Source organism: Flavobacterium sp. MMS24-S5 (assembly GCF_050320125.1).
GTDB classification, from domain to species: domain Bacteria; phylum Bacteroidota; class Bacteroidia; order Flavobacteriales; family Flavobacteriaceae; genus Flavobacterium; species Flavobacterium tyrosinilyticum.
The window spans coordinates 4,888,939-4,914,513 of record NZ_CP190016.1; the positions used below are offsets into that span (position 1 = coordinate 4,888,939).

General features: G+C 33.9%; 17 protein-coding genes and 5 pseudogenes. 17 read left to right on the top strand and 5 right to left on the bottom strand.

Annotated features, from left to right (window positions below; genetic code table 11):
* Positions 1-43: 43 nt before the first annotated feature.
* The 7 genes and pseudogenes from ACPWTF_RS22535 (at position 44) to argH (ending at position 7,351) form a co-directional block, all read left to right on the top strand.
* On the top strand, positions 44-1,237 hold the full coding sequence (locus ACPWTF_RS22535; RefSeq protein ID WP_427873223.1) for a glutamate-5-semialdehyde dehydrogenase: 1,194 nt from the start codon (positions 44-46) through the stop codon (positions 1,235-1,237).
* Positions 1,238-1,419: 182 nt separating this feature from the next.
* Positions 1,420-2,181, top strand: a complete 762-nt coding sequence (gene proB / locus ACPWTF_RS22540; RefSeq protein ID WP_427873224.1) for a glutamate 5-kinase — start codon at positions 1,420-1,422, stop codon at positions 2,179-2,181.
* Between the two features lie 107 nt (positions 2,182-2,288).
* Positions 2,289-2,678 (top strand): GxxExxY protein, encoded by a 390-nt coding sequence (locus ACPWTF_RS22545; RefSeq protein ID WP_427873226.1) that lies wholly within the window; start codon positions 2,289-2,291, stop codon positions 2,676-2,678.
* Between the two features lie 99 nt (positions 2,679-2,777).
* A pseudogene (locus ACPWTF_RS22550) lies at positions 2,778-3,730 on the top strand (N-acetylornithine carbamoyltransferase).
* Between the two features lie 99 nt (positions 3,731-3,829).
* The gene (argB, locus tag ACPWTF_RS22555; protein ID WP_427873228.1) at positions 3,830-4,603 is read left to right on the top strand and encodes an acetylglutamate kinase; all 774 of its coding nucleotides are present in this window, start codon (positions 3,830-3,832) and stop codon (positions 4,601-4,603) included.
* 256 nt (positions 4,604-4,859) lie between these two features.
* Positions 4,860-5,931 (top strand): annotated as a pseudogene (locus ACPWTF_RS22560) (M20 family metallo-hydrolase).
* Between the two features lie 139 nt (positions 5,932-6,070).
* On the top strand, positions 6,071-7,351 hold the full coding sequence (argH, locus tag ACPWTF_RS22565) for an argininosuccinate lyase (protein WP_427873230.1): 1,281 nt from the start codon (positions 6,071-6,073) through the stop codon (positions 7,349-7,351).
* 76 nt (positions 7,352-7,427) lie between these two features.
* Here argH and ACPWTF_RS22570 read toward each other — a convergent pair whose 3' ends face one another.
* On the bottom strand, positions 7,428-8,744 hold the full coding sequence (locus ACPWTF_RS22570) for a T9SS type A sorting domain-containing protein (protein ID WP_427873231.1): 1,317 nt from the start codon (positions 8,742-8,744) through the stop codon (positions 7,428-7,430).
* A 257-nt stretch (positions 8,745-9,001) separates the two neighbouring features.
* Here ACPWTF_RS22570 and ACPWTF_RS22575 point away from each other — a divergent pair, with 257 nt between their 5' ends.
* The gene (locus tag ACPWTF_RS22575; RefSeq protein WP_427873233.1) at positions 9,002-10,003 is read left to right on the top strand and encodes a DUF2157 domain-containing protein; all 1,002 of its coding nucleotides are present in this window, start codon (positions 9,002-9,004) and stop codon (positions 10,001-10,003) included.
* Positions 10,000-11,163: a hypothetical protein gene (locus ACPWTF_RS22580; protein WP_427873235.1), complete on the top strand. Its 1,164-nt coding sequence runs from the start codon at positions 10,000-10,002 to the stop codon at positions 11,161-11,163. The genes ACPWTF_RS22575 and ACPWTF_RS22580 overlap by 4 nt, the downstream gene beginning before the upstream one ends.
* 152 nt (positions 11,164-11,315) lie before the next feature.
* On the opposite strand, the gene ytxJ is transcribed toward ACPWTF_RS22580, so the two are convergent.
* A complete protein-coding gene (gene ytxJ / locus ACPWTF_RS22585; RefSeq protein WP_427873236.1) occupies positions 11,316-11,705 on the bottom strand; it encodes a bacillithiol system redox-active protein YtxJ in 390 nt (129 codons plus the stop codon).
* A 202-nt stretch (positions 11,706-11,907) separates the two neighbouring features.
* Between ytxJ and clpB the strand changes: the two genes are divergently transcribed.
* The 6 genes and pseudogenes from clpB (at position 11,908) to ACPWTF_RS22615 (ending at position 18,213) form a co-directional block, all read left to right on the top strand.
* Positions 11,908-14,505, top strand: a complete 2,598-nt coding sequence (gene clpB, locus ACPWTF_RS22590; RefSeq protein WP_427873238.1) for an ATP-dependent chaperone ClpB — start codon at positions 11,908-11,910, stop codon at positions 14,503-14,505.
* Positions 14,506-14,895: 390 nt separating this feature from the next.
* Positions 14,896-15,780, top strand: coding sequence for a DUF808 domain-containing protein (locus tag ACPWTF_RS22595; RefSeq protein ID WP_427873240.1), 885 nt, complete (start codon positions 14,896-14,898; stop codon positions 15,778-15,780).
* A gap of 352 nt (positions 15,781-16,132) precedes the next feature.
* A complete protein-coding gene (locus ACPWTF_RS22600) occupies positions 16,133-16,543 on the top strand; it encodes a hypothetical protein (protein ID WP_427873242.1) in 411 nt (136 codons plus the stop codon).
* A 139-nt stretch (positions 16,544-16,682) separates the two neighbouring features.
* Positions 16,683-16,928 (top strand): hypothetical protein, encoded by a 246-nt coding sequence (locus ACPWTF_RS22605; protein ID WP_427873244.1) that lies wholly within the window; start codon positions 16,683-16,685, stop codon positions 16,926-16,928.
* A gap of 56 nt (positions 16,929-16,984) precedes the next feature.
* Positions 16,985-17,218, top strand: a complete 234-nt coding sequence (locus ACPWTF_RS22610; protein ID WP_427875779.1) for a type II toxin-antitoxin system RelE/ParE family toxin — start codon at positions 16,985-16,987, stop codon at positions 17,216-17,218.
* A gap of 103 nt (positions 17,219-17,321) precedes the next feature.
* Positions 17,322-18,213 (top strand): annotated as a pseudogene (locus ACPWTF_RS22615) (carbon-nitrogen hydrolase).
* Between the two features lie 289 nt (positions 18,214-18,502).
* On the opposite strand, the gene ACPWTF_RS22620 reads toward ACPWTF_RS22615, so the two are convergent.
* Both ACPWTF_RS22620 and ACPWTF_RS22625 read right to left on the bottom strand, forming a co-directional pair.
* Positions 18,503-19,762 (bottom strand): OmpA family protein, encoded by a 1,260-nt coding sequence (locus ACPWTF_RS22620; RefSeq protein WP_427873245.1) that lies wholly within the window; start codon positions 19,760-19,762, stop codon positions 18,503-18,505.
* A gap of 202 nt (positions 19,763-19,964) precedes the next feature.
* Positions 19,965-21,482, bottom strand: a complete 1,518-nt coding sequence (locus ACPWTF_RS22625; RefSeq protein ID WP_427873247.1) for a choice-of-anchor I family protein — start codon at positions 21,480-21,482, stop codon at positions 19,965-19,967.
* Between the two features lie 184 nt (positions 21,483-21,666).
* Between ACPWTF_RS22625 and ACPWTF_RS22630 the strand changes: the two are divergent.
* A pseudogene (locus tag ACPWTF_RS22630) lies at positions 21,667-22,706 on the top strand (agmatine deiminase family protein).
* A gap of 212 nt (positions 22,707-22,918) precedes the next feature.
* Positions 22,919-24,103, top strand: coding sequence for an endonuclease/exonuclease/phosphatase family protein (locus tag ACPWTF_RS22635; protein WP_427873249.1), 1,185 nt, complete (start codon positions 22,919-22,921; stop codon positions 24,101-24,103).
* Positions 24,104-24,204: 101 nt separating this feature from the next.
* Here the strand turns inward: ACPWTF_RS22635 and fahA are convergent.
* A pseudogene (gene fahA / locus ACPWTF_RS22640) lies at positions 24,205-25,490 on the bottom strand (fumarylacetoacetase).
* Positions 25,491-25,575 lie beyond the last annotated feature (85 nt).

Genomic DNA, 25,575 nt, shown 5'->3' on the forward strand with positions numbered 1-25,575 from the left:
CTGAAAAAAGAAACAACCAAAAAACAACCAACCACTTGAAATTATGAAACCATTATCAATTGAAACACGCAATGCGGTTTTGCGGACTATGGCAAAGCTGGTCGAACAGGAACGGAATGAGATAATCTTGACTAATCAGGAAGATCTTGCCGATTACGACGGCTCAGATTTAGCGATGGAAGAACGCTTAAAAGTAGATGATAAAAAAGTTGACGAAATGATTTTATCATTAAACCAATTAGCTTCTCAAGAAGATCCCGTTGGTGTTGAGCGTTTTCATTTTACTCATGATAATGGAATAAAAGTGGTGAATAAAACCGCTGCTTTCGGAACGATTTTAATTATTTACGAATCTCGTCCTGATGTTACCATAGAAGCGGGAGGAATCGCTTTTAAATCTGGAAATAAGATTTTATTAAAAGGAGGAAAAGAATCTTTAAAATCAAACTTGAAAATCGTAAGCCTATGGCATAAAGCTTTAGAAGAAAACGGAGTTTCAAAAGAATGGGTGGAATATCTGAATTACAACAGAACAGAAACTCAGGCATTTTTAGAAAAACCAACTCAAAAAGTTGATTTAATTGTTCCAAGAGGAGGAGAAAAACTAATTGAGTTTGTAAAAGCGCATGCAACTTGTCCCGTAATCGTAAGCGGACGCGGCAATAATTTTGTTTATGTTAATGAAAAAGCAGATACAGATTTGGCTTTAAAAGTGATTTTGAATGCCAAAACAGCTAAAATTTCAGCTTGTAATGCTTTGGATAAAGTTTTGATTGATTCGAAACTTCCTAATTTTGAAGGCTTCACAGCAATGCTGATTGAGGCTTTAATAGAAGCAAAAGTAGAAGTTATTGTAGATAAATCATTAGAGAATTTCGAAAACACGAAAACACTGCAAAACGAAGATATTTGGTACGAAGAGTTTTTAGATTATAAAATTGTAATTGGAACCATCGATTCTCAGGATCATGCAATCGATATGATTAATAAATACTGTGGAGGACATTCTGCAGCAATTATAACAAGAGACGACGAAACGGCACAACAATTTATGGAAGCAATAGATGCTGCAGCAGTATACCAAAATGCCTCAACCCGTTTTACAGACGGCGGACAATTTGGACTTGGTGGCGAATTAGCAATAAGTACCGATAAATTGCACCAAAGAGGTCCAATTGGTCTTCAACATCTTGTAACCAATAAATGGTACGTGTATGGAGAAGGACAAATTAGGTGATTTTAGAGTTCAGATTTTAGATTGATGATTAACGATTTTTGATTTTAGATTATTGGAATTTGGAATTTATTTTTTGGAATTTAACTATAGATGAAGCTTTGCGAACTTAGCGTTTTGTAAACACACACAATAAAAAAACCTTGCGCACTTTGCGGTTAAAAAATCGCAGCAAAACAACAACAATGGGTAAGAAACGGATTTTATTAAAAATAGGAAGTAATACTTTAACCAAAGAAACCAATCATATTTCGCGGGGAAAAATTGAAGACCTTGGAATACAGATTGCAGCTTTAAACGACGAATATGAATTTATCATAGTGAGTTCAGGAGCAATTGCGGCGGCAAAGCAATTTGTAAAGCTGGATAATCAAGACAAGGATGTTTTTGTAAAACAGGCTTTAGCTTCAATTGGACAGCCTCATTTAATGCGGATTTACAATGAAAATTTCAAGGATTTAGGTTTAAATACATCGCAGTGTTTACTTTCTTATTCTGATTTCGAAAAAGAGCAGACCAAAAAGAATATTGTCAATACCATTAATGTATTAGTTAAAAACAATTACATTCCGATTATTAATGAGAATGATACTGTTGCAACAGATGAGATTAGGTTTGGAGATAACGACAAATTAGCCGCTTTAACGGCAGTGCTGTTAAATGTTGATATTCTGATTATTGCCACCAATACAAATGGAATTTACACGAAAGATTCTATTCACGATGAAAATCCAGAAACAATCAAATTGGTAAATGATTTAAAGACCTTAGAAAAGGAAATCGGCGAATCAAAATCATCACACGGAACAGGAGGAATGCAGTCCAAAATAGAAGCGGCTGCAATTTCAAAAGCAGCGAATATCGAAACTTGGATTGTCAATGGATTAAACGATAATTTTATTTTAAAGGCATTAAAAGACGAAATTCCGTTTACCAAGATTGTGTAGATAGAACACGGATGAAACGGATTCGCTATCGCGAAGACGCGGATTAAAACGGATTTTATATTTGGTTTTAAATTTTATGTAGTATATTTCATTCAAATTTGTTTTTTATGAAATTATTGCATCAAGAGTTAACCGAAGTAATTATCAAAACTTTTTATGAAGTTTATAATGAGTTAGGATATGGATTTTTAGAAAGAGTTTATCAAAATTCGTTGTATTTAGAATTAAAGAATAAAGGGCTTAACGTTGAAGCACAGAAGAAAATCATCGTTTATTATAAAGGAATAAAAGTAGGCGAATATTATGCAGATTTGGTAGTGGAAGATTTAATTATTTTAGAATTAAAAGCAGCAGATTGTATCGTAATGGAATTTGAAAACCAAATTTTAAACTATTTAAGAGGTACTAATTGCGAAGTAGGTTTACTTCTAAATTTTGGAACAAAACCAGAATTTCGAAGAAAAATTTTTGAGAATAGCAAAAAAGTAAGAATATAAAAAATCCGTCTCAATCCGCGTCTTCGCGATAGCGAATCAGTATAATCCGCGTCTAATTTTAGGAATTGCATATAAAAAAATAAAAACAAAAGAAAACAAATGAACTATATCTCAATAAAAGACATCAACTCATTATCAAAATGGGTAAAACAAGCGATAAAAATCAAAAAGAATCCGCTTAAAAATCAAAGTTTAGGAAAGAATAAAACTCTTGGAATGTTATTCTTCAATCCAAGTTTAAGAACGCGTTTGAGTACTCAAAAAGCGGCTTTAAATTTAGGAATGAATGTTATGGTAATGAACTTTACCAACGAAGGATGGACATTAGAATTCGAAGATGGAGCTGTAATGAATTCTGGTGCATCAGAACACATCAAAGAAGCTGCAGAAGTAGTTTCTCAATATTGTGATATTATCGCAATTCGTGCTTTTGCAGGTTTGGTTGATAAAGAAAAAGATTATCAAGAAACTGTAATTTCAGGATTCTTGAAATATGCTACTGTGCCAATTGTAAACATGGAAAGTGCTATTCGTCATCCTTTGCAGTCATTAGCAGATGCGATTACAATGGAAGAATTCAAACCTAGACACAAAGAAAAACCAAAGGTAGTTCTTTCTTGGGCTCCGCATCCAAAAGCGTTGCCTCAGGCGGTTGCAAATTCTTTTGTAGAAATGATGCAGATGCAAAAAGAGATGGATTTTGTAATCACACATCCAGAAGGTTACGAGTTAAGTCCAGAAATTACAAAAGACTGTAAAATCGAATACGATCAAAATAAAGCGTTTGAAAATGCCGATTTCGTTTACGTAAAAAACTGGAGTAATTTTAACGATTACGGAAAAGTAACCAACAGGGATCCAAATTGACCGTTACAGCGGAAAAAATGGCTCTAACCAACAACGGAAAATTTATGCACTGTCTTCCAGTTCGTCGTAATGTAATTGTAAGTGATGAAGTTCTAGACGGAGAAAATTCAATCGTAATCGAACAAGCGAATAACAGAACGTACTCAGCGCAATTAGTTTTACAGAAGATTTTGAAGAAATTGTAATTTTTTTAAAGTTGCTAAGATTCTAAGCTACTAAGATGCTAAGAAACTTTGCGCGGAAAAAAAACTTAGTATCTTAGAATCTCAGAACCTTAGAATCTTATGAAAGTTAACGTAATAAAAATAGGTGGAAACATCATTGATAATCCAGTAGAATTAGAACAATTTTTAACTGATTTTTCTAAAATTGAAGGCTATAAAGTTTTAGTTCACGGCGGTGGAAAATCGGCTACAAAAATGGCGCAGAGTATTGGTTTAGTTCCGCAGATGATTGACGGACGCCGAATTACAGATGCTCCAATGCTGGACGTTGTGGTCATGATTTACGCTGGACAAATCAATAAACATATTGTGGCGCAATTGCAGGCAAAAGACAATAACGCAATTGGTTTTTCAGGTGCTGACGGAAATTTAATTCAATCGGTAAAAAGAAATCATCCAACAATCGATTACGGATTTGTAGGCGATGTAAAACAAGTGAATACAAAATTACTGGCAACTTTATTAGAAGCTGGAGTTGTTCCTGTTTTCTGTGCGATTACACACGACAAAAACGGACAATTATTAAACACAAATGCCGATACTATTGCAAGCGAATTATCAATTGCATTATCTGAAGTTTTTGATGTTACGTTGACCTATTGTTTTGAAAAACAAGGTGTTTTACAAGATTCAGAAGATGATTCGTCTGTAATTACTGAAATCAACGAAACATTATATAATAAGTTAAAAGAAGAAAAAGTAATCCATTCCGGAATGATTCCGAAATTGGATAACTGTTTCAATAGTTTATCAAGAGGTGTGCAGAAAATCAAGATTGGGCATCACAAAATGCTCCAAAATTCAGATATTCCGCATACAACGATTACATTATAAAAAATGTTGCCACGAATTGACACTAATTTTTGTTGTTAAAAGAGAAAATAATTTTAGATGTACACTAAAAAGTTCATTTTGATTTTAAATCTACAACAAAAAAATAATTTGCGAAAATTCGTGTAATCAGTGGCAAAAAAACAGAGTTGCGCAGTACTTTTAAATATTAATTTTAGAAATTTGCGCCAATTAAAAATGTCACAGATTTAAATTAAACTTTGTGACTTCGCGCCTTCGTGGCAAAGAAATAAAACCTATGAAAAGTATAGATACGCTTACCCAAGAAGCAATTAGTTTATTAAGAAGCTTAATCGAAACCCCTTCATTTTCAAGTGAAGAAGACCAGACGGCACTTTTAATAGAAAATTGGTTCTATCAGAATGAAATTCCTTTCAAGAGAGAAAATAATAATGTGTGGGCTTTCAACAAATATTTCGACGAAAACAAACCAACACTTTTACTTAACTCACATCACGATACTGTACGACCAAATCAAGCTTATACAAATGATCCGTTTAAAGCAATCGAAAAAGACGGAAAACTATTCGGTTTAGGAAGTAATGATGCAGGTGGATGTCTAGTTTCATTATTAGCGACTTTTGTTCATTTTTACGAAAATCAAAGCCTATCACACAATATTGTAATTGTGGCTTCCGCCGAAGAAGAAAGCAGTGGAAAAAATGGATTAAACAGCGTTTTAAAACATTTACCGGAATTAGATTGCGCTATTGTGGGTGAACCGACATTAATGCAATTGGCAGTTGCTGAAAAAGGTTTATTAGTTTTGGATGTAAAAGTAAAAGGAACTGCAAGCCACGCCGCGCACCAAAATGACGATAATGCATTATACAAATCAATTCCGGTAATGGAATGGTTTAAAAACTATAAATTCGACAAAATCTCAGACGTTTTAGGTTCGTGTAAAAATGACCGTAACGCAGATTAATGCAGGAAAACAGCATAATGTTGTGCCTTCAGAATGTGATTTGGTTGTAGACATTCGTGTAACAGACCGTTATACAAACGCTGAAATTTTGGAAGTTGTAAAAGCAAATGTAAATGCCGAAGTAACGCCAAGATCTATGCATTTAAACGCATCGTCTATTCCAGTTGCGCACGGTTTGGTTCAAGCTGGAATTGCATTAGGAAGAACAACTTATGGTTCGCCAACACTTTCAGATCAATCGGTTTTAAGCTGTCAGTCTTTAAAATTAGGGCCAGGAGAAACGTTGCGTTCGCATTCAGCTGACGAATTTATTTTTGTAAATGAAATTGAAGAAGGAGTCGACTTGTATATCAAGATACTAACTGATTTCTTTAAATTATAAGAAAAGAAAAACCGCCACGAATTCACGAATTAATTTTTTACTATCTAAATCAGATATTAATTCGAATTAATTCGAAAAAAATAATCGCAAAGATTTGAAAAAATAATTCGTGAATTCGTGGCGAAAAAAAATATGACCTATGAAACTTTGGGAAAAAGGAATACCAACAGATAAACAAATCGAACACTTTACGGTAGGAAACGACCGTGAACTGGATTTGGTTTTAGCAAAATATGATGCTTTAGGTTCAATTGCTCATGCGAAAATGTTGGGACAGATTGGTTTATTAACGCAAGAAGAAACAACATCTTTAGTTGATGCATTAAACGAAATCATTGCTGATATTGTAGTTGGGAATTTCGAAATCGAAGACAGTTTCGAAGACGTACATTCAAAAATCGAATATCTTCTAACCGTAAAACTAGGCGATGCCGGAAAGAAAATCCACACCGCGCGTTCTCGTAACGATCAGGTTTTAGTAGACGTTCATTTGTATTTAAAAGACGAATTAAAAGCAATAAAAGAGCAAGTAAAAACATTGTTTGATTTGTTGATGGAATCGGCAGAGAAACACCAGAACGTTTTATTGCCAGGTTATACACATTTGCAAATTGCTATGCCATCGTCATTCGGAATGTGGTTTTCATCTTATGCCGAAAGTTTAATTGACGATGTAACAATGTTGAACGCGGCTTCAAAAATTGTAGATCAGAATCCGTTAGGTTCTGCTGCGGGTTACGGAAGTTCTTTTCCAATCAACAGAACTTTTACAACGCAGGAATTAGGTTTTGAAACCTTAAAATACAATGCTGTTGCTGCACAAATGAGCCGTGGAAAAGCAGAGAAAACGGTTGCTTTTGCGATGACAAGTGTTGCAGGAACATTGTCAAAATTTGCAATGGATGTTTGTTTGTATATGAGTCAAAACTTTGATTTTATTGGTTTGCCAGCGCATCTTACAACTGGGTCTAGTATTATGCCTCACAAGAAAAATCCAGATGTTTTCGAATTAATCAGAGGAAAATGCAATAAGATTCAGGCGCTTCCTTACGAAATCACTTTAATTACCAATAATCTTCCAAGCGGATATCACAGAGATTTACAACTTTTGAAAGAAGGTTTGTTTCCAGCAATTCAAAACCTGAAAGCTTGTTTGGATATTGCTATATTTTCAATAAAAGATATTACGGTTAAAGATCATATTTTAGAAGATAAAAAATACGATTATTTGTTTACGGTAGATACTTTAAACGAAATGGTAGTAGAAGGAATGCCATTTAGAGATGCATACAAAGCTGTTGCAGAACAATTAGAAGCAGGAACGTACAAATCTCCAAAAGAAACCAAACATACGCACGAAGGCAGTATTAATAATTTATGCTTAGATGCTATAAAAGATAAAATGAAAGCTGCTTTTTAAGTGAGATGTGAAAAGTAAGATATAAAATGTAAAAAGGTCATTGATTTGTTTCAATGACCTTTTTTATGGAGTAAGTTTAGTTTTTTACCAGTTTAAAAGTTTTGCTTCGATTTTCGATTTGAACTTTGCATACATAAATTCCTTTAGCAAGATTTCCAACATTCAATTCTAGTTTTTCATCAGGAGAAACATTTTTGGAATTTGAATATACTTTTGCGCCATTAGAAGAAAAAAGATCAACATGTGCCAAACCATTATCTGAACTGGAAAAATCGATATTCAAAAGACGATTGATAACTGACGGATAATATTTTAAATCTAGATTGTTTGCATTATCATTTAAGCCTAAATTGTTGCAGCTCGTAGATACAGCCCCTTGAGCACTAACTTGAAGCGTTGCTCCAGCTCCGCAAGTAGCATTAGAAATATATCCAGCAACATTAGCAATTGGCAAAACACTATAAGTATAAGAAGGTTTTGTAACAGTAGTTCCTGAATTTGCAGGAGCATTTAAACAATCTGTAAAAGCAATTCCGATTGTTCCACCGTCTGTACTCACATAACTTTTGAAAGAAGTTCCGATTTTTGCGAAATCAGTTCCTTCTACATAACAAGTTGTATTATTATTTCCTCCACCTAAACCAATTGCAAGTGAACCCGAAACGGATGTATTGTAGTAACAATTTAAAATATGAAGTTCGGCATTTCTTGCTCGTGGCATTCTTTCTTTACAGCCTTCAGCCCAATAACAGTTTTTAAAAGTGATGCTATAATGACCGTCAGAAGGAGCATCAGTTTTAGAAGAACCAACTAAATCAGAAAAACGGTGATCATCGGCTCCGCCAGATCCTTCAGCTTTTGGGGCTTTCAAATAAATAAATTTACACCAAGATACCGTTACGTTATCAGCAGCCCCTTTATTATCAAAATTCCCGTCCATTCCGTCCTGAAATTCGCAATGATCTACCCAAAGATTCGTTGCTTCAGAAGTAAGATTATCGCGTCCATCAACATCATACGCACCTGGGCCTTCAAAAATTAGATTTCTAATAATAATATTATTTGATCCTGGTTTTAAACTTAAAATTCCAGAACCCGCAGCAGTTTGATCCAGATTGACTAATCTAGCACCAGGAAGACCAATAATAGTTTTGTCATTTACTAGGAGGCTGGTGTAGGAACAATTTATGGTTCCTGAAACCAAAATAACTTGTGGAGTAGTCAGTTTTAATTTCGCCGTTAAATCGGTTAAAGTAGTTACTGTTACAGGAGTTGCACTTCCTCCGCCAGTGGCAGAAGCTCCAAATCCTTCTGGCGCACTCATAAAATAGTTTTGTGCAAACAGAAAGGAGCAAGGCAAAAGTAAGGCCAATGCAATAAGTTTCGTTTTCATTTAAGTGTGGTTTTTTGTGGTTTAATAGTCAATGTAATCGATTGCACAAATGTAAAAGAATTAAAAGAATTTCAAATTAATTTTTCAAATATTTATGTTTTAAAGTTTTGATTTATAGATTTGTAAGTGTTGTTTTTACACTATTTAATTGTAATACGATCTGTAGAGATGTTTTAGAAAACAGGAAAGGTTTTAAAGTAAAAGGAGAAAATTCATGCTAAATACATATATTTGATGTACCAGTTTAAAACGTACCAATGGAAAAATTCAAAGATCAGTCTGCTCTTCATCTTTTCGAGAAAGGTTTAATCACACAAAACCAGTTAGAAGAAGTGAAAACCTATCGAAGCCTAAATATCTTTTCGTTAAATGCAGAATTAAAGTTATTCCTTTATTTATCAGTATTATTATTTACTTCAGGAATTGGAGTTTTGATTTATGAAAATATTGATACTATAGGACACATCGCTATTCTATCGTTGCTTTTAATTGTTATTGTAGTTTGCTTTTTTTATTGTTTCAAGCATTCTAAAGGTTTTCAGAAAGCAGAAACAACTTTTGAGCATCCTGTTTTAGAATATCTGGTTTTGGCGGGCAATATCTTGACTTGTATTTTTATCGGATATCTTCAGTTTCAATATAAACCTTTTGGAGAACATTACGGATTAGCGACTTTAGTGCCCACTGTTGTGAGTTTCTTTTGTGCTTATTATTTTGATAATAGAAGTGTTTTAACGATTGCAATTACGGGTCTGGCGGCTTATGTGGGACTTTCGGTTACGCCACAAGATATATTTAATGATAGTAATAATTTGTATGCTAGCCAAAGTTTAAGCTATTCAGCAGTAATGTTGGGAGTTTTACTTATTTTATGGACGATCTACAGTAGTCGAATTTCACTTAAAACTCATTTTAGTTTAGTTTTTCTCACTTTTGCATTGCATATTGTAAGTATCGCCGCAATTAGTAATTTAACAGGTTATGATACATTAACATGGGTAATATTTGCTTTAGTTTTAGCTGGTTCAACCTATTATTTTTATAAAGTTAGCTACCAATATAAAGCAATGTCACTATATGTATTTATGATTGTTTATGCTTATATCGGTGGAAATATTGTTTTGTTTAGAATTTTTGAAAATGTTGATTTCTCTGATATTTGGGAATTATTAGTTTTCTTACTACCAGCTTATTTTGTTGGTTCGATTGTAATGTTCATTAAATTGATTAAAAAATTTCATAAAGAGATAGCGGAATGATAGTATATAGCAAACAATTATTAGATAATGAAATTTTGGTCGATGAATCAGATTCTTTGTACAAAGGAGGTTTCATTAGTAAAGAACAGAAGAAATTTATAGAAAAAAAACTGCCAGTTTTAAAAAGTCAGAGTAATATTCTGGTTAGAATAGGCTTCTTTTTGCTTGGCTGCTTGTTGTATGGTTCAATTTGTGGAGCAATTTCTTTATTTGGATTAAGCGCAGAAAATGTATTTTTTCAAATCTGCTGCTATATTTTTACTATAGTTGGATTTGCAGGAGTAGAATTGCTTGCAAATCAAAATTATCATAATCATGGCTTAGATGATGCTTTTATATTAAATGCGCTTTTATGTTTGGGCGCAGCAGTAGCAATAACAACTGAAGGTCATGAAATAGTAATTGCTTTTTTTGTAGCAGTTGGCGCGCTTTTTATGTTTTTGAGGTATCTGCATGTGCTATCAATCCTTGTATTTTGCATTTCGGCAACCGCCTTTTTGTTTTTCGGAATGTTTAAATTTGGAGATATTGGAAAAGCTATTTTGCCATTTGTAGCAATGATTTTTGCAGGATTATTTTATTTTTTGACAAAAAAGAGAATGAATTATCTAAGCAAAAGTTATTATTACAACGGATTATTATTGGCAAATAGTTTTTGCTTGGTTTTATTTTATCTTTCTTGTAATTATTTGGTTGTAAGAGAACTTTCTGCAGAACTTTTAGGAACAGAAGTAAAACCTGGAACAGATATTCCGTTTGCATTTTTCTTTTATGGGTTTACTTTTATTGTACCGATTGTTTATTTGGTGCAAGCTTTAAAAACAAAAGACCGAATAATGCTTTGGTTGAGCTTTTTGGCAATTGCATTTTCAATCTATACCATTCGATTCTATCATTCGGTTTTACCAATCGAAGTAGCGTTTACGCTTGGAGGTGTAGTTTTATTTGCAATAGCATATTTTTCAATTAGAAAATTAAAAGAAAAAGAAAGCGGTCTGACTTTTAAACCAGATAGAATAAACCATTCAGATAGTTTATTAAATGCAGAAGCTTTAGTTGTAGCTTCAACTTTCGGAATGAAACCAGAAGTTAAGACAGCTTCTCCAATGGAATTTGGAGGAGGAGGTTTCAGCGGTGGAGGGTCAGACGGAAGTTTTTAAGTTTAATTATGAGTTGTGAATTATGAGTTGTGAATTATGAGTTGAGCGCTAATTTGAATTAAAATTTAGAGTTGACTAAAAAAAATAAAGCCTGAAATTATACAAATAATTTCAGGCTTTATTTTTTTTAGTTTAAGTAATTAACTCATAACTTAGATCTTACCCTTCAATGCTTCTGCATCAATATCACTGTGCGAAACATCGTAAACTGCTTTTCCGTTTTTGATCAATATCAATTGAGGAGATTCATGATAAACTCCAAATTTACTTGCAATTTCATTTGAAATGTCTCTGTGTGCTATTAAATCTAAAAAATAAGCGTCAACAACACCTTCAAGATCATATTCTCTTTCAAATTGTTTTAAAGCCATTCGGCTGATGCTGCATCTTGTGCTATGCTTAAAAATGACAACTGGTTTTTCATTTGAGATCGCTTCGATTTCCATTAATTGAAGCATATCTGTTAATTCTGTCCAATTTACTTTACTTTTTGCTGCTTCTGAGTTCTCTGAACTTCCGAAGATTGAATTAAAAAAACTCATATTTGGCTTGTTTTATGACTTTTTGACGTGTTAAAAGCGTTAAAAACTAATTTTAACTGTCTTTTTGTCTGTTTTTTTACTGTGGAATATAATTTGTCTATTCGAATACAAAGTTAAATTATTTGATCGAACTATTTACCTCAATAAATCGTAACTTTAATCCTATATATTTTAAACAGTTAAATCAATCAAATTAAAAGATATGAATATAAATAAATTTACAATCAAATCACAGGAAGCCATTCAGTTGTCGCAACAATTAGCGCAACGAAATGGTCAGCAACAAATTGAAAATGAGCATATTTTTAAAGCTATTTTTGAAGTTGATGAAAACGTAGCGCCATTTATTTTGAAAAAATTAAATGTAAATGTGCCGTTGTTTTTACAAATTTTAGATAGCACAATTCAGAGTTTTCCAAAAGTTTCTGGAGGAGATGTTATGCTTTCTAGAGACGCAAACAAAGCTTTGAATGAAGCAGAAATCATTGCACAAAAAATGAACGACGAATATGTTTCGATCGAGCATCTAATTTTAGCCATTTTTGACTCAAAAAGTAAAGTTTCTCAGATTTTAAAAGATCAGGGAGTTACAGGAAAAGGTTTGAAAGCGGCCATTGAAGAATTGCGTAAGGGCGAAAGAGTAACTTCGGCTTCGGCAGAAGAAACCTATAACTCATTAAATAAATTTGCTAAAAACTTAAATGAATTAGCCCGTACAGGAAAATTAGATCCGGTTATTGGGCGAGATGAAGAAATTCGTCGTGTATTGCAGATTCTAACTCGTAGAACCAAAAATAACCCAATGCTTATTGGTGAGCCTGGAGTTGGTAAAACCGCTATAGCAGAAGGTTTAGCGCATAGAATTGTGGACGGAGACGTTCCAGAAAACTTAAAAGATAAAATCGTTTTTTCTCTTGATATGGGAGCTTTGATTGCCGGAGCGAAGTATAAAGGAGAATTTGAAGAACGTTTAAAGTCGGTTGTGAAAGAAGTTACAGCTGCAGACGGAGATATTGTTTTGTTTATTGATGAAATTCATACGCTTGTTGGAGCAGGTGGAGGTGAGGGCGCAATGGATGCAGCGAACATCTTGAAACCAGCTTTGGCTCGTGGAGAATTGAGAGCAATTGGTGCTACGACTTTGGATGAATATCAAAAATATTTCGAAAAGGATAAAGCACTTGAAAGACGTTTCCAAAAAGTTCTTATTGATGAACCAGATACAGAAAGTGCGGTTTCGATTCTTCGTGGAATTAAAGAAAAATATGAAACGCATCATAAGGTTCAAATTAAAGATGAGGCAATTATTGCAGCAGTTGAACTTTCACAACGTTACATTACCAATCGTTTCTTGCCAGATAAAGCGATTGACTTAATGGATGAAGCAGCTTCTAAATTGCGTATGGAAATCAATTCAAAACCAGAAGAATTGGATGTTTTGGATCGTAAAATCATGCAGTTAGAAATTGAGATTGAAGCCATTAAACGTGAAAAAGAAGAAAGCAAGCTGAAAATTTTGGGTATGGAATTGGCCAACCTGAAAGAAGAACGAAACGAAATCTATGCGAAATGGAAACAGGAAAAAGATATCGTTGACGGAATTCAGGCTGTAAAACATGAAATAGAAGACTTTAAATACGAAGCAGAACGTGCAGAACGTGATGGTGATTACGGAAAAGTAGCGGAGATACGTTACGGAAAAATAAAAGAAGCGCAGGAACGTCAGGAAACTTTGCAAAAACAATTGCAGGAATTCCAATCTGGAAATTCTTTAATTAAAGAAGAAGTTACCAGAGAAGACATTGCAGAAGTGGTAGCTAAATGGACTGGAATTCCAGTAACCAAAATGCTTCAGACAGAAAGAGAAAAACTATTGCATTTAGAAGATGAACTGCACAAACGTGTAGTAGGTCAGGAAGAAGCGATAGAAGCCGTGAGTGATGCTGTTCGTCGAAGCCGTGCCGGTTTACAGGATATGAAAAAACCTGTTGGATCATTCTTATTCTTAGGAACAACCGGAGTTGGTAAAACCGAATTGGCAAAAGCTCTGGCCGAATATCTTTTTGATGATGAAAATGCAATGACGCGTATCGATATGAGTGAGTATCAAGAGCGTCACAGCGTGAGTCGTTTAGTTGGTGCGCCTCCAGGATATGTAGGGTATGATGAAGGAGGTCAGTTGACAGAAGCTGTTCGTAGAAAACCATATTCTGTTGTACTTTTAGATGAGATCGAAAAAGCGCATCCTGATACGTTTAATATTTTATTACAGGTTCTAGACGAAGGACGTTTAACAGACAACAAAGGACGTTTAGCCGATTTTAGAAATACGATAATTATTATGACCTCAAATATGGGAAGTAATATTATTCAGGAGAAATTTGAAAACCTAAAAGGCGGAGTTGAAGCAGCTACAGAAGCCGCTAAAAACGAAGTTCTTGGGTTATTGAAACAAACTGTTCGTCCTGAGTTTATCAACCGTATCGACGAGATTGTAATGTTTACGCCACTTACAGTAGAGAATATTTCAAGAATTGTAAGTTTGCAGTTGAAGAGCGTTACAAAAATGCTGGCTTTGCAAGGCATTACAATGGATGCGACTCCAGAAGCTATTGCTTATTTGGCAGACAAAGGTTACGATCCTCATTTTGGAGCAAGACCTGTAAAACGTGTCGTGCAGCGAGAAGTTTTAAATCAACTGTCAAAAGAAATTCTGGCAGGAAATATAATAACAGATAGCATCATTTTGTTAGATGCTTTCGATGGCCAATTGGTTTTTAGAAACCAGACCGCTAATTAATTTTTTTAATGTTAATCTTAAAAAAGCATCAGTTTTTAACTGGTGCTTTTTTTTGCCCGAAATTTTGAAACTTTTCATCTAATTCATATAACAAGATATTCTCAAAAAAGAATGAATTTTAAATAAATAAAAATCAGCAAATTATTAATTAAAATTAGAAATTATGAACAATATATTTAGAGGATTATTGGCAGGTTATGGAGCTAAAAAGCTTGGAGGAGGATGTTTTGGAACAATTATCGTTTTTATTATTTTATGGGTGCTCTTAGGGCAATGTAGTTAAAGGTTCTGTACAGAAAATAGGAATAAAAACACAAATTTTGATGCAATATTGTTGGGCAGATTAAGTCAAAATGTCTAGATTCGCATCACTAAAAATAAATTTAAAAAATGGCTTCAGGTTTTTTTGTTCTATTAGATGATATCGCAGCAATTATGGATGATGTTGCAGTAATGAGTAAAGTTGCTGCAAAAAAAACGGCTGGAATTCTAGGAGATGATTTGGCAGTAAATGCCGAAAAAGCTTCTGGATTTGCATCTTCAAGAGAATTACCGGTTTTATGGGCAATTAGCAAAGGTTCTTTATTGAATAAAATCATTATTCTTCCAATTGCATTTTTACTAAGTGCTTTTTTACCAATTGCAATTATAATAATTTTGGTGCTTGGAGGATTGTTTTTAGCTTACGAAGGAGCCGAAAAAATTTACGAATTTGCCTTTCCGCACAAGCACGATGAATCAGAAGGAATTACCCATGAGGATTTAACAGAAGAACAAATTCTAGTAATTGAAAAAGGAAAAGTAAAATCGGCAATCATAACCGATTTTATATTATCTGTAGAAATAGTAATTATAGCATTAGGAACTGTTATAGAAGAACCGCTGACACAGCAGATAATTGTAACTTCGATAATCGCGTTAGTTGCGACAATAGGAGTGTACGGAATTGTAGCACTTATTGTTCGTATGGATGAAGCAGGCTATAAGCTTATAAAATATAGCAAAAGCGAAAAAAGTCCATCACGATTTATTGGAAATTTATTAGTAAAAGCATTGCCGCTTGTTATAAAAGGTCTAACTGTAATTGGTACAATTGCATTGATTTTAGTGGCAGGAGGAATATTTGTGCATTACATTCCGTTTTTTCACCATTTGTCAGAAGAAATTAAAATCCCTTCTATCATCAAAGAATTTACAGTAGGATTAACTCTAGGGTTAGTTGTTTTAGTTTTTGTAAATCTATTCAAAAAGATTTTTAAGAAGAAAACAGCTTAGTAAAATTCAAAAAACATACATTAAAGAAAACATCAGTTAGCACTGGTGTTTTTTTGTTTTAAGAGCTGATCCAAATCATTTTTAGAAAAAAAGTTTTGTCCTCTCGATTAATTCCGGACTATTCTTTTTCCGCTTGTGAAAGCTAGAAAAAGGATATTATTTTGATCTTGACTATTCTAGAAATTTTTATTTTCATAAGAAAGAATGGTGTTTTTTTTAATCTTTTTTAGATGAATAATTTTTTGATTTACAATGCTTTAATGTTTTGTTGAGAATTTTTAACATTTTATCAAAGCAACCAAAGCAATCTTGTCACGTCTTCATAGTAATTAACAATTAATTATTATTTTATATGAAAAGTTTTAGATTAAAATCAGTTTTAGTAGTATTATTTTTATCAATTGGATTTGTGTCATGCAGTAACGACGATGATAACAATACACCAGCTCCAACAACAAAAGCAGCTTTGGTAACCGAAATTAAGGGTCCAGCAACAGGAAAAGTAAACGACGAATTAAGCTATGATGTAACGTATGTAGTAGATAACGCTTGTGCTGAATTTGATAAGATCTCGGAAGTAACTATCGGATCTGAAAAAGGTCTTCAAGTAATTGCAAAATACCCATCAGAAGTTTGTACTCAACAAGTGCCTGAGCCTAAGAAAACAGTTTACAAATTTTCATCTAAAGTAAAAGGAACTTTCGAAATCAAATTTAAAAAATCAGAAACAGAATTCCTTACTCAAAAAGTAGTGATCGAATAACAACAAGCTTAGTGGGATTTTTTTAGGTTGATAGACCATTTTGCAGAAGTTTATTTTAAATGGATGTGAAATGGTTTTTTTTTCTAACATAAAAGATGAACGAAAATTTCTATCTTTGAAAGATCAAAAAAGTATGATTATGGGAGCCTTAGAGTTGAGAGAAAGTGTGTTAGAATATATTAACACGGCAGATGAGCGTCTTTTAAAAGTAGTAAAAGCGGTTATTGAGAGTTATCAAGAAGAAGAAATAGTTGCATTTTCAGTAGAAGGAAAACCAATTACTAGGAGTGATTATAAAGCACAACTGGCTGATGCTAAATTAGAAATTGAAAGAGGAGAATATACTTCCCAAGAGGATTTAGAAAACGAAGCTAAGAATTGGTAATGGATAAACTTTTGGAAGTAGTATGGACTTATACTGCTAAAAATTAGTTAAAGACAATTTACAATTACTATAAAGAGAAATCTGTTCAAGGTGCCAATAATATTAAAAATGAAATTCTGAATGCGACAAAAAATATACGTTTTAGTGAACAATATCAAAACGACGAAATAGAGCCAGAATGTAGAAGGATTATAGTTAGCGATTATAAGATCTTATATTTGGTGGAAGATGAAGTAATTTATATATCAAAAATATTTTCAACCAAAAGAGATTTTACACAACAATTATAAAAGGAGCTTTTAAGCTCTTTTTTTGTATCATATAGTTAAGTAAAGTAAACGCACTTTGCCATTCCTTTAAAAAGTATTATTTTTGCACTCTAAATTTTATGTCATGGCGAAAAGAAAGTATAAAATATCGGTTATTCAGTTAAATCTGAATGATGTTGCCGAAAACAATCTTAAAAAATGTATCAGCTGGGTAAGAGATGCTGCAAGTCAAGGTGCTGAGGTAATCTTACTTCCTGAATTATATAGCAGTCATTATTTCTGCCAAAGCGAAGATGTAGATAATTTTGCATTAGCAGAGCCACTTTACAGTACTTCATTTATTGCATTCAGCGAATTGGCAAAAGAATTAGGAGTAGTAATTATTGTTCCTTTCTTTGAGAAAAGAATGGCAGGAATTTATCATAACAGTGCTTATATCATTGATACTGATGGAACAGAAGCTGGTTTGTATCGTAAAATGCATATTCCAGACGATCCTCATTTTTATGAAAAATTCTATTTCACGCCAGGTGATTTAGGCTTCCAAGCAATCGAAACTAAAAAAGGAACTGTCGGGACTTTAATTTGCTGGGATCAATGGTATCCAGAAGCAGCTCGTATTACAGCGCTTAAAGGGGCTGAGGTTTTATTTTACCCAACAGCAATTGGGTGGCATCCTAAAGAAAAAGAACAATATGGAGAAAACCAATATGGTGCTTGGATGAACGTTATGAAAGGACATGCAGTAGCAAATGGTGTTTTCGTAGCAGCAGCTAACCGAATTGGTTTAGAAAAATATCTTGAAGGAACAGAAGGAATTCAGTTCTGGGGAGCTTCTTTCATTGCACGGACCACAAGGAGAAATTTTAGCTCAAGCTTCTCATGATAAAGAAGAAATTTTAATTGCTGAAGTTGATTTGGATTTGCAAGAAAACGTTCGTCAAAACTGGCCATTTTTTAGAGACAGAAGAATTGATGCTTTTGGAGATATTACAAAAAGAGCAATTGATAAATAATTAGATTAAAATTATATGAAAAAAGAGCTGTCTCAAAAAGACAGCTCTTTTTTGTAAGCTTCGGAGAAGCGAAATATTTATACAACTTTAATAATGCAAATGGAAAAAGCTCCAGCGGAGCGAAATCTTATGTTCTAAATATGTCGCTCCGCTGGAGCTTTATATTGTAAACATTTCTTATTTTCTATAAATATTTCGCTTCTCCGAAGCTCTATGTGTGTTTTTATAATAAAAAGGAGCTATTTAGTATTGAAATAGCTCCTTTTCTGTTTTTAGCTTTATATATAAATTACTTCACTTGGAAAGTAACTCTTCTCACGATTTGACGTGCTTCTTTAGAATTTTTGTTAACAGAAGTATCTTCTCCATTAGCAATTACGTTCAATCTTGAAGCATCAATTCCTGCATTAACCGCTACTTTTTTCACAGCCTCAGCTCTTTTTCTAGATAATTCAGTGTTGTAGTTTGAATTTCCAATTTCGTCAGCATATCCAATAATATCAGCCGATTTTCCTGGATTGTTTTTCAAGTATTTCACTAAGAAATCTACGCCTGATAAAGATGCGTTTGTAGGTTTAGACGAATTGAAATCGAAATAAACATTTACATAACCACCGTTAATTAATTCTTCAACAGTATTGTTTGTAGCCGTTCCAGCGCCTTTCTTTTCGTAAGTTTTGTCTAAATAGCTTTCTAACTCATCTGGCACACCATTTTGATTCGTATCAATAGATTGTCCTTTTGTGTTAACAGCAACTCCAGCAATGCTATTTGGTTCTAAATCGTATAAATCAGCAACTCCATCTTTGTCTGAATCGATAAGACCAGTTTCGATCAAGTCCACTCTTTTTTCCAATTCATCAATTCTATCTTCTTCACCAATCCAGTCAGCATGTTTCTGGTTTTTTCCTAAGTAGAACGTCAAACCAACAGAAGCATTCAATAAAACACCATCAAAAGAACCAGTTGTTGTGTTGCCCATTCCGTCAAAGTTCCAATTTTGTCTTCCGTTTACAATTCCAGTAAGGTCTCCTGTTAAAGCTACACGATCACTTAATCTAATTTGTCCAGTTAAACCGGCAATTCCGTGAGCCATGTAATCTTGTCCTCCAAATCCTGTTTCAGTACTAATTTGAGAAACCCCAAAACCACCATGCGCCAAAAGACCGATTGTATTTGTCCAAGTTTCAAAATTTAAAGCACGTCCAACGTTAACAACCCCTTGTAAACTTGCTCTAACATAACGGCTTTCAAAGTCTGGAGTATCTTTTTTCTCTTTAAATTGGTCGTAACCAACATCTAATTTTAAACCAAATTTTGGATTAAACATATATCTTACACCTAAATCTCCGTGAAAAAAGTTCAATGATTCAGTAGTATACCCTGGAGTCATTGTTCTGGTTGGTTTGTTAACACCACCATTTAGTTCGATCGACCATTTGTTGTATTCTTGATCTACGCTAGGTTTGGTAGAAGTGGTAGCCATATTTTGAGCGCCTGCAGCAAATGATAGTAATAATAAGGATGCTGATACTAATTTCTTTTTCATGATATCAAAAATTAAATTGTTTTTATTTTAAACTCATGAACAAAATTAGAGGTCGAATCTTAGAATGCGTTGTATATGCCCTTACATAATTCCCATCTTTTGGCTTTTAATTATGTAAATACGTTAAAATAAGTACAATAGAAAGCATAAAAAAAGGACAAAATTCACATTTTGTCCTTTTGCTCTCCTGAAAAAATATTAATTATTTCAAATCTGGCTGATAAATTTTAACAAATCCATCTCCTTCACTGCTTACTATTAATAAGCTTCTTTTTGTAGGACTTTTTGAAGCCGGAATGAATAATAAACCTTCCGGTGCGTCACCTGTTTTTACAGTTTGTAAATACTGTGGAGAAGCTGGATTTGAAGCATCATAAACCATAAACGCATCAGATCTTTCTAAACCAACAAATAAAATATTTTGAGTTCCCATTTTTGCTACAACTACAGCTTCTGGTTCAGAACCTTTGTCATCACTTCTTTTATCGTCGTATGTGCCAACTTCATTCGTCTTTTTGTCAACATCATTTTTACTGTCAAAAACGATTTTTCCAGTTTTTCCATTCCAAATAGAGAACGATCTTCCTCCAAAACTTATCATTTGATCCAGATCTCCATCTCCGTCAGTATCTCCCATATCTGTAACAAGGTTTAATCTGCCTAAATTCGTATCTAATTTTAAAGTAGCAGCATCTGGAAAAGCAGTTGCGTCAAGTGTCATGCTTTTCATGCGCTTCACATCAGAGTAAGCAGCGTATTCTCTTGCATCACCTTCGTTAGCAGTAACAAAATATGGAATATTATTTACCGTATAATGGCTAATAGCATCTGGCATGTAAAGACCTTTTACTTTCCACGGATTGAAGGCGATTTTATTATCACTATCGCTTACATCAATTGCATTCTCAGCAGTATTGTAATCTTTTAAACCTAAAGGATAAATGGCTGTAATCGTTTTTGAAGTTAAATCTACTTTTGCAACGCCATTGTTTTCTTGTAGCGTCACCCAAGCAGTTTTAGAATCGTCAGAAATTGTAATATATTCAGGTTCGATATCTTGAGCGAAACTCTTAGCAAATTTCGAAACTCTGAATCCGTCTTTTTTTAATGCTTCTGCTTGACCCGCAAAAGAGCTAAAATCTAAAGTCGTGACATTGTAAGTGCTAGTTTCAATAATAGAAATTGTTCCGTTTGGGTCTTGAGAATAATCGGTATTTGGCTCGCTTTCGTTAGCTGTCATGATATATTTTCCATCTGGCGAAAAAGTAATCATATCTGGCAATGCACCAACTGTAACTTGTTTGATTAAACTGTAATCAGAAGTGTTGAAAATAACCACTTTTCCATTTCCTTGCTTGTTAGCAGTAGATTCTAAAGCAACAGCTAATTTTCCGTCAAAAACAGAAACACTATTTGCAGCGCCTTCATAAGCAACTAAATCAATTTTTCCGACTTTAAGAGGTTTTGTTGGGTCAGCAATATCAATAACGTCAATTTGGTTTACACCGCTGTTGTTTACAGTAAAAAGTCTTTTTGTTTTCTCGCAGTAAGCAGAGATTTCTGCAGCAGCTTCTCCGCCAATTGTAATAGAGCCAATTTCTTTAAAAGTTCCAGGGTTTTCGTTTACAACAACTTCTGGTTCGTTGTTCGAATTTTCATCATTGTTACAGCTTGCTAATATAAAAAGAACAGCTAATAATGAGATTGATAAATTTTTCATGTGTTAGTTTTTAGTTTTTGCAAAAGTAATTCTGGCCTCTCTGTTAAATATTAAGGATGTATTATTTAATCTTTAACTTAATTTTTGCAGGATATTTTTTGTGAAATAACATACGATTTTGGTTCAGATGTTTTAAAATCCTAACGAATGCTTATCTTTGCACTTTCTAAATTAGAACGTATTTATGTCAACAGATAATAGAAGATTTCCAGCAGAATGGGAAAAACAACAAGGAATTGTATTGTGTTTTCCGCACAATGGTAACGATTGGCCAGGAAAATACGAAGCTGTTCAATGGGCTTTTGTAGAGTTTATTAAAAAAGTAGCGACTTTTGAAACTGTTTTTTTAGTGGTTGCCGATGAAAAGCTAAAAGAAAAAGTAGCCGATATGCTTGAAAGAGCTCGTGTAAACCTTAACAACGTTTCTTATATTATTCATAAAACCAATAGAAGCTGGATGCGTGACTCGGGCCAATTATCGTAAAAAACGGTTCGAAAAGAGAAGCATTGAATTTTAATTTTAACGGCTGGGCAAAATATAAAAACTATCAGTTGGATAAATTTGTTCCTGGTAAAGTGGCAGATTTTATTGATGTTCCTTTAACTCAGGTGATGTACAAAGGAAAACCTGTAATTGTTGAGGGAGGAGCAATTGATGTAAACGGAAAAGGAACTTTACTAACTTCTGAAGAGTGTCTAATGCATCCAACAATTCAGGTGAGAAATCCTGGTTTTACCAAAGAAGATTATGAAGCCGTTTTTAAAGAATATCTTGGAGTTACCAATGTAATTTGGTTAGGAGATGGAATTGAAGGCGACGATACGCACGGTCATATTGACGATTTATGCCGATTTGTAAATGAAGATACCATTGTTACAATTGTAGAAACAGATAAAAACGATTCAAACTATAAACCTTTGCAGGATAATTTGAAACGTTTGCAAAACGCAAAATTAGAAAACGGAAAAGCGCCAGTAATTGTAGCGTTACCAATGCCAAAACGTGTAGATTTTGAAGATTTACGTTTACCAGCAAGTTACGCAAACTTCTTGATTTTGAATAATTGTGTTTTAGTGCCTACATTCAATGACAGTAATGATCGCGTAGCTTTAAATATATTGTCAGAATGTTTCCCTGATCGCGAAGTAATCGGTATAAGTTGTATTGATTTTATTTGGGGATTTGGAACATTGCATTGTTTAAGTCAGCAGATTCCTGCATAAAATAGTAGCGTTAGATTAAAAAAAATCACTTTGATCTTTTTTAATCTGTGATAAAATTATCAGATATACAGAGACTTTCCTATATTATTTGAGCTGTCACCAAAAGTGGCAAGCTTTTTTGTTGTATATTTAACAGACAGATTTGCCGTGTGTCCCCGTATCCTTCTTATATTCGTATGTTCAATAATGCAGAAATGCAGATTTAATTTTATATGAAGAAAATATTTTTTATCCTTTCCGTGCTTTCTTCCGGAGTTCTTTTTTCGCAGTCTGAGGCGCAAGAAAAAACAGAACTTACATTTGCTACTTACAATGTAAGTATGGAATCTGATAATTATTCTCCGAAAGGCGCAATGGGAAAATCGGAGCAGATATTGATTTATCAGCTTAATTCAGGGCATAATACTCAAATCAGAAATATCGCCCAAATTATTCAGACCGTTAGGCCAGACGTTATTCTACTAAACGAATTTGATTATATTAAAGACCCTGAACTTGGTGTAAAGGCGTTTGTTAAAAATTATTTGAATGTGAGCCAAGGCGGAGCAACACCTATTGATTATCCTTATTACTATTATTCGACAGTGAATACCGGCCAACCAAGTCCTTACGATTTGAACAATGATGGAAAGTTGGATAGTTTTGGAAATGATGCATGGGCATTTGGTATGTATTCTGGTCAATATGGGATGATGCTTTTGTCTAAATATCCTATTGATGTTAAGGCGGTTCGTACTTTTCAACATTTTAAATGGAAAGATATGCCGGGAGCATTGCTTACTAAAAAAGCAGATGGATCGGATTGGTACAGTAAGAAAGCATGGAAGGAATTTCCATTATCTTCAAAATCTCACTGGGATGTCCCTGTACAGATAGGGAATGAAACGGTTCATGTTTTAGTCAGTCATCCAACTCCTCCTACTTTTGACGGTGCTGAAGATCGCAATGGGAAAAGAAATCATGATGAAATCCGATTTTGGAGAGATTATATTTCAGACAATTCGGCCTCGTATATTTATGATGATAAAGGGATAAAAGGTGGTTTGTCTCCTAATTCTCGATTTGTTATAATGGGTGATCAAAACGCTTCACCAGTTGAAGGCGATGCTATGAGAGAAGGCATAAAATCCTTAATAGAAAGTCCGAAAATTAATAACGACTTTACACCTGCTAGTAAAGGTGGTGCTGAATTTAGTCCTGAAAATCCTTTTGGAGTTAATCATACAGCATTTTGGAGAATGAGAGCTGATTACGTATTGCCATCCAGACTTGGATTTAAGGTTGTCAACAGCGGTGTATTCTGGCCAGCCAAAGGCGAACCAATGTCGGAATTGGTTGAAAAACGCGAATCAAGTTCAGATCATCGTTTGGTTTGGGTAAAGGTAGTTTTGGAATAAATAAAACTTTGCCTTTTAATTTACGAGATTAAATAAAGCATAAAAAAACCTTGGGATAACCAAGGTTTTTTGTTTTATATCTCTTCAGTTTTATCTGCTCTTCATTGTTTAATGAAAGGAGGTAGCAATTGGCTAGAAACTTCTCCAAAACCAATTCTTACTTCCGTATTTTCACAGAATCCACGAATAATTACAGTGTCATTATCTTCGATAAATTTACGTTCGCTTCCGTCTTTTAGCTTCAATGGATTTTTTCCTCCCCAAGTTAATTCTAGCATAGAACCAAAACTATCAGGAGTTGGACCAGAAATTGTTCCAGAACCCATCATGTCGCCAGAGTTTACACGGCATCCGTTAGAAGTGTGATGCGCTAACTGCTGACTCATTGACCAGTATAAATATTTGAAGTTAGATCTTGAAACAATAGTTTCTTCTTCTTGATTTTCAGGTTTTAAGGAAACTTCCAAATGAATATCAAAAGCTTTTTTTCCTTTGGTCTGCAAATACGGAAGTGGTGTTGGATTTTGTTTAGGCCCTTTGTTCTAAAAGGCTCCAAAGCATCCATAGTCACAATCCAAGGTGAAATAGAAGTCGCAAAGTTCTTAGCTAAGAATGGTTCAAGTGGCACATATTCCCATTTCTGAATGTCGCGAGCGCTCCAATCATTTAGTAACACCATTCCGAAAATATAATCTTCAGCTTCATAAGTTGAAATATTTTCGCCCATTACATTTACATCTGTTGTAATAAAAGCAGTCTCTAATTCAAAATCTACTAAACGTGAAGCACCGAAAACAGGCGTGTCGTGTCCAGCAGGCAAAGTTTGTCCCATCGGTCTGTGAACTGGAATCCCAGATGGTACAATGGTAGAACTTCTTCCATGATATCCAACCGGAATATGAAGCCAGTTGGGCAACAAAGCATTGTCTGGATCTCGGAACATTTTACCCACATTTGTAGCGTGCTCTCTACTAGAATAAAAGTCGGTGTAATCACCAATTAAAACAGGAAGTTGCATCTCTACATCTTCAATTTTAAATATAACAATATCTCTATGTTTTGTTGAATCTCTTAAATGTGGATTAGTCTCGTCGAATATGTCTGCGATACGATTTCGAACTAAACGCCATGTTTTTTTTCCGTCAGAAATAAAATCATTTAGCGTATCCTGCATAAACATATCATCGGTTAATTCTATTCCTTCAAAATAGTTTAATTGCTGTAAAGCCCCTAAATCTATGGCGTAATCGCCAATTCGCGTTCCTACGGTAACGACATTTTCTTTAGTAAGAAATACACCGAAAGGAATATTCTGAATGGGGAAGTCGCTATTTTCTGGCACTTCTAACCATGATTTTCTACTGGTATCGTTGGCAGTTATTGGCATGTTTAATGTTAATTATTTGTTGAAAAATTACTTGTCAAATATATCATAATCTAGCAGTTTGACAAACGTTTTTTTGTATTTTTGC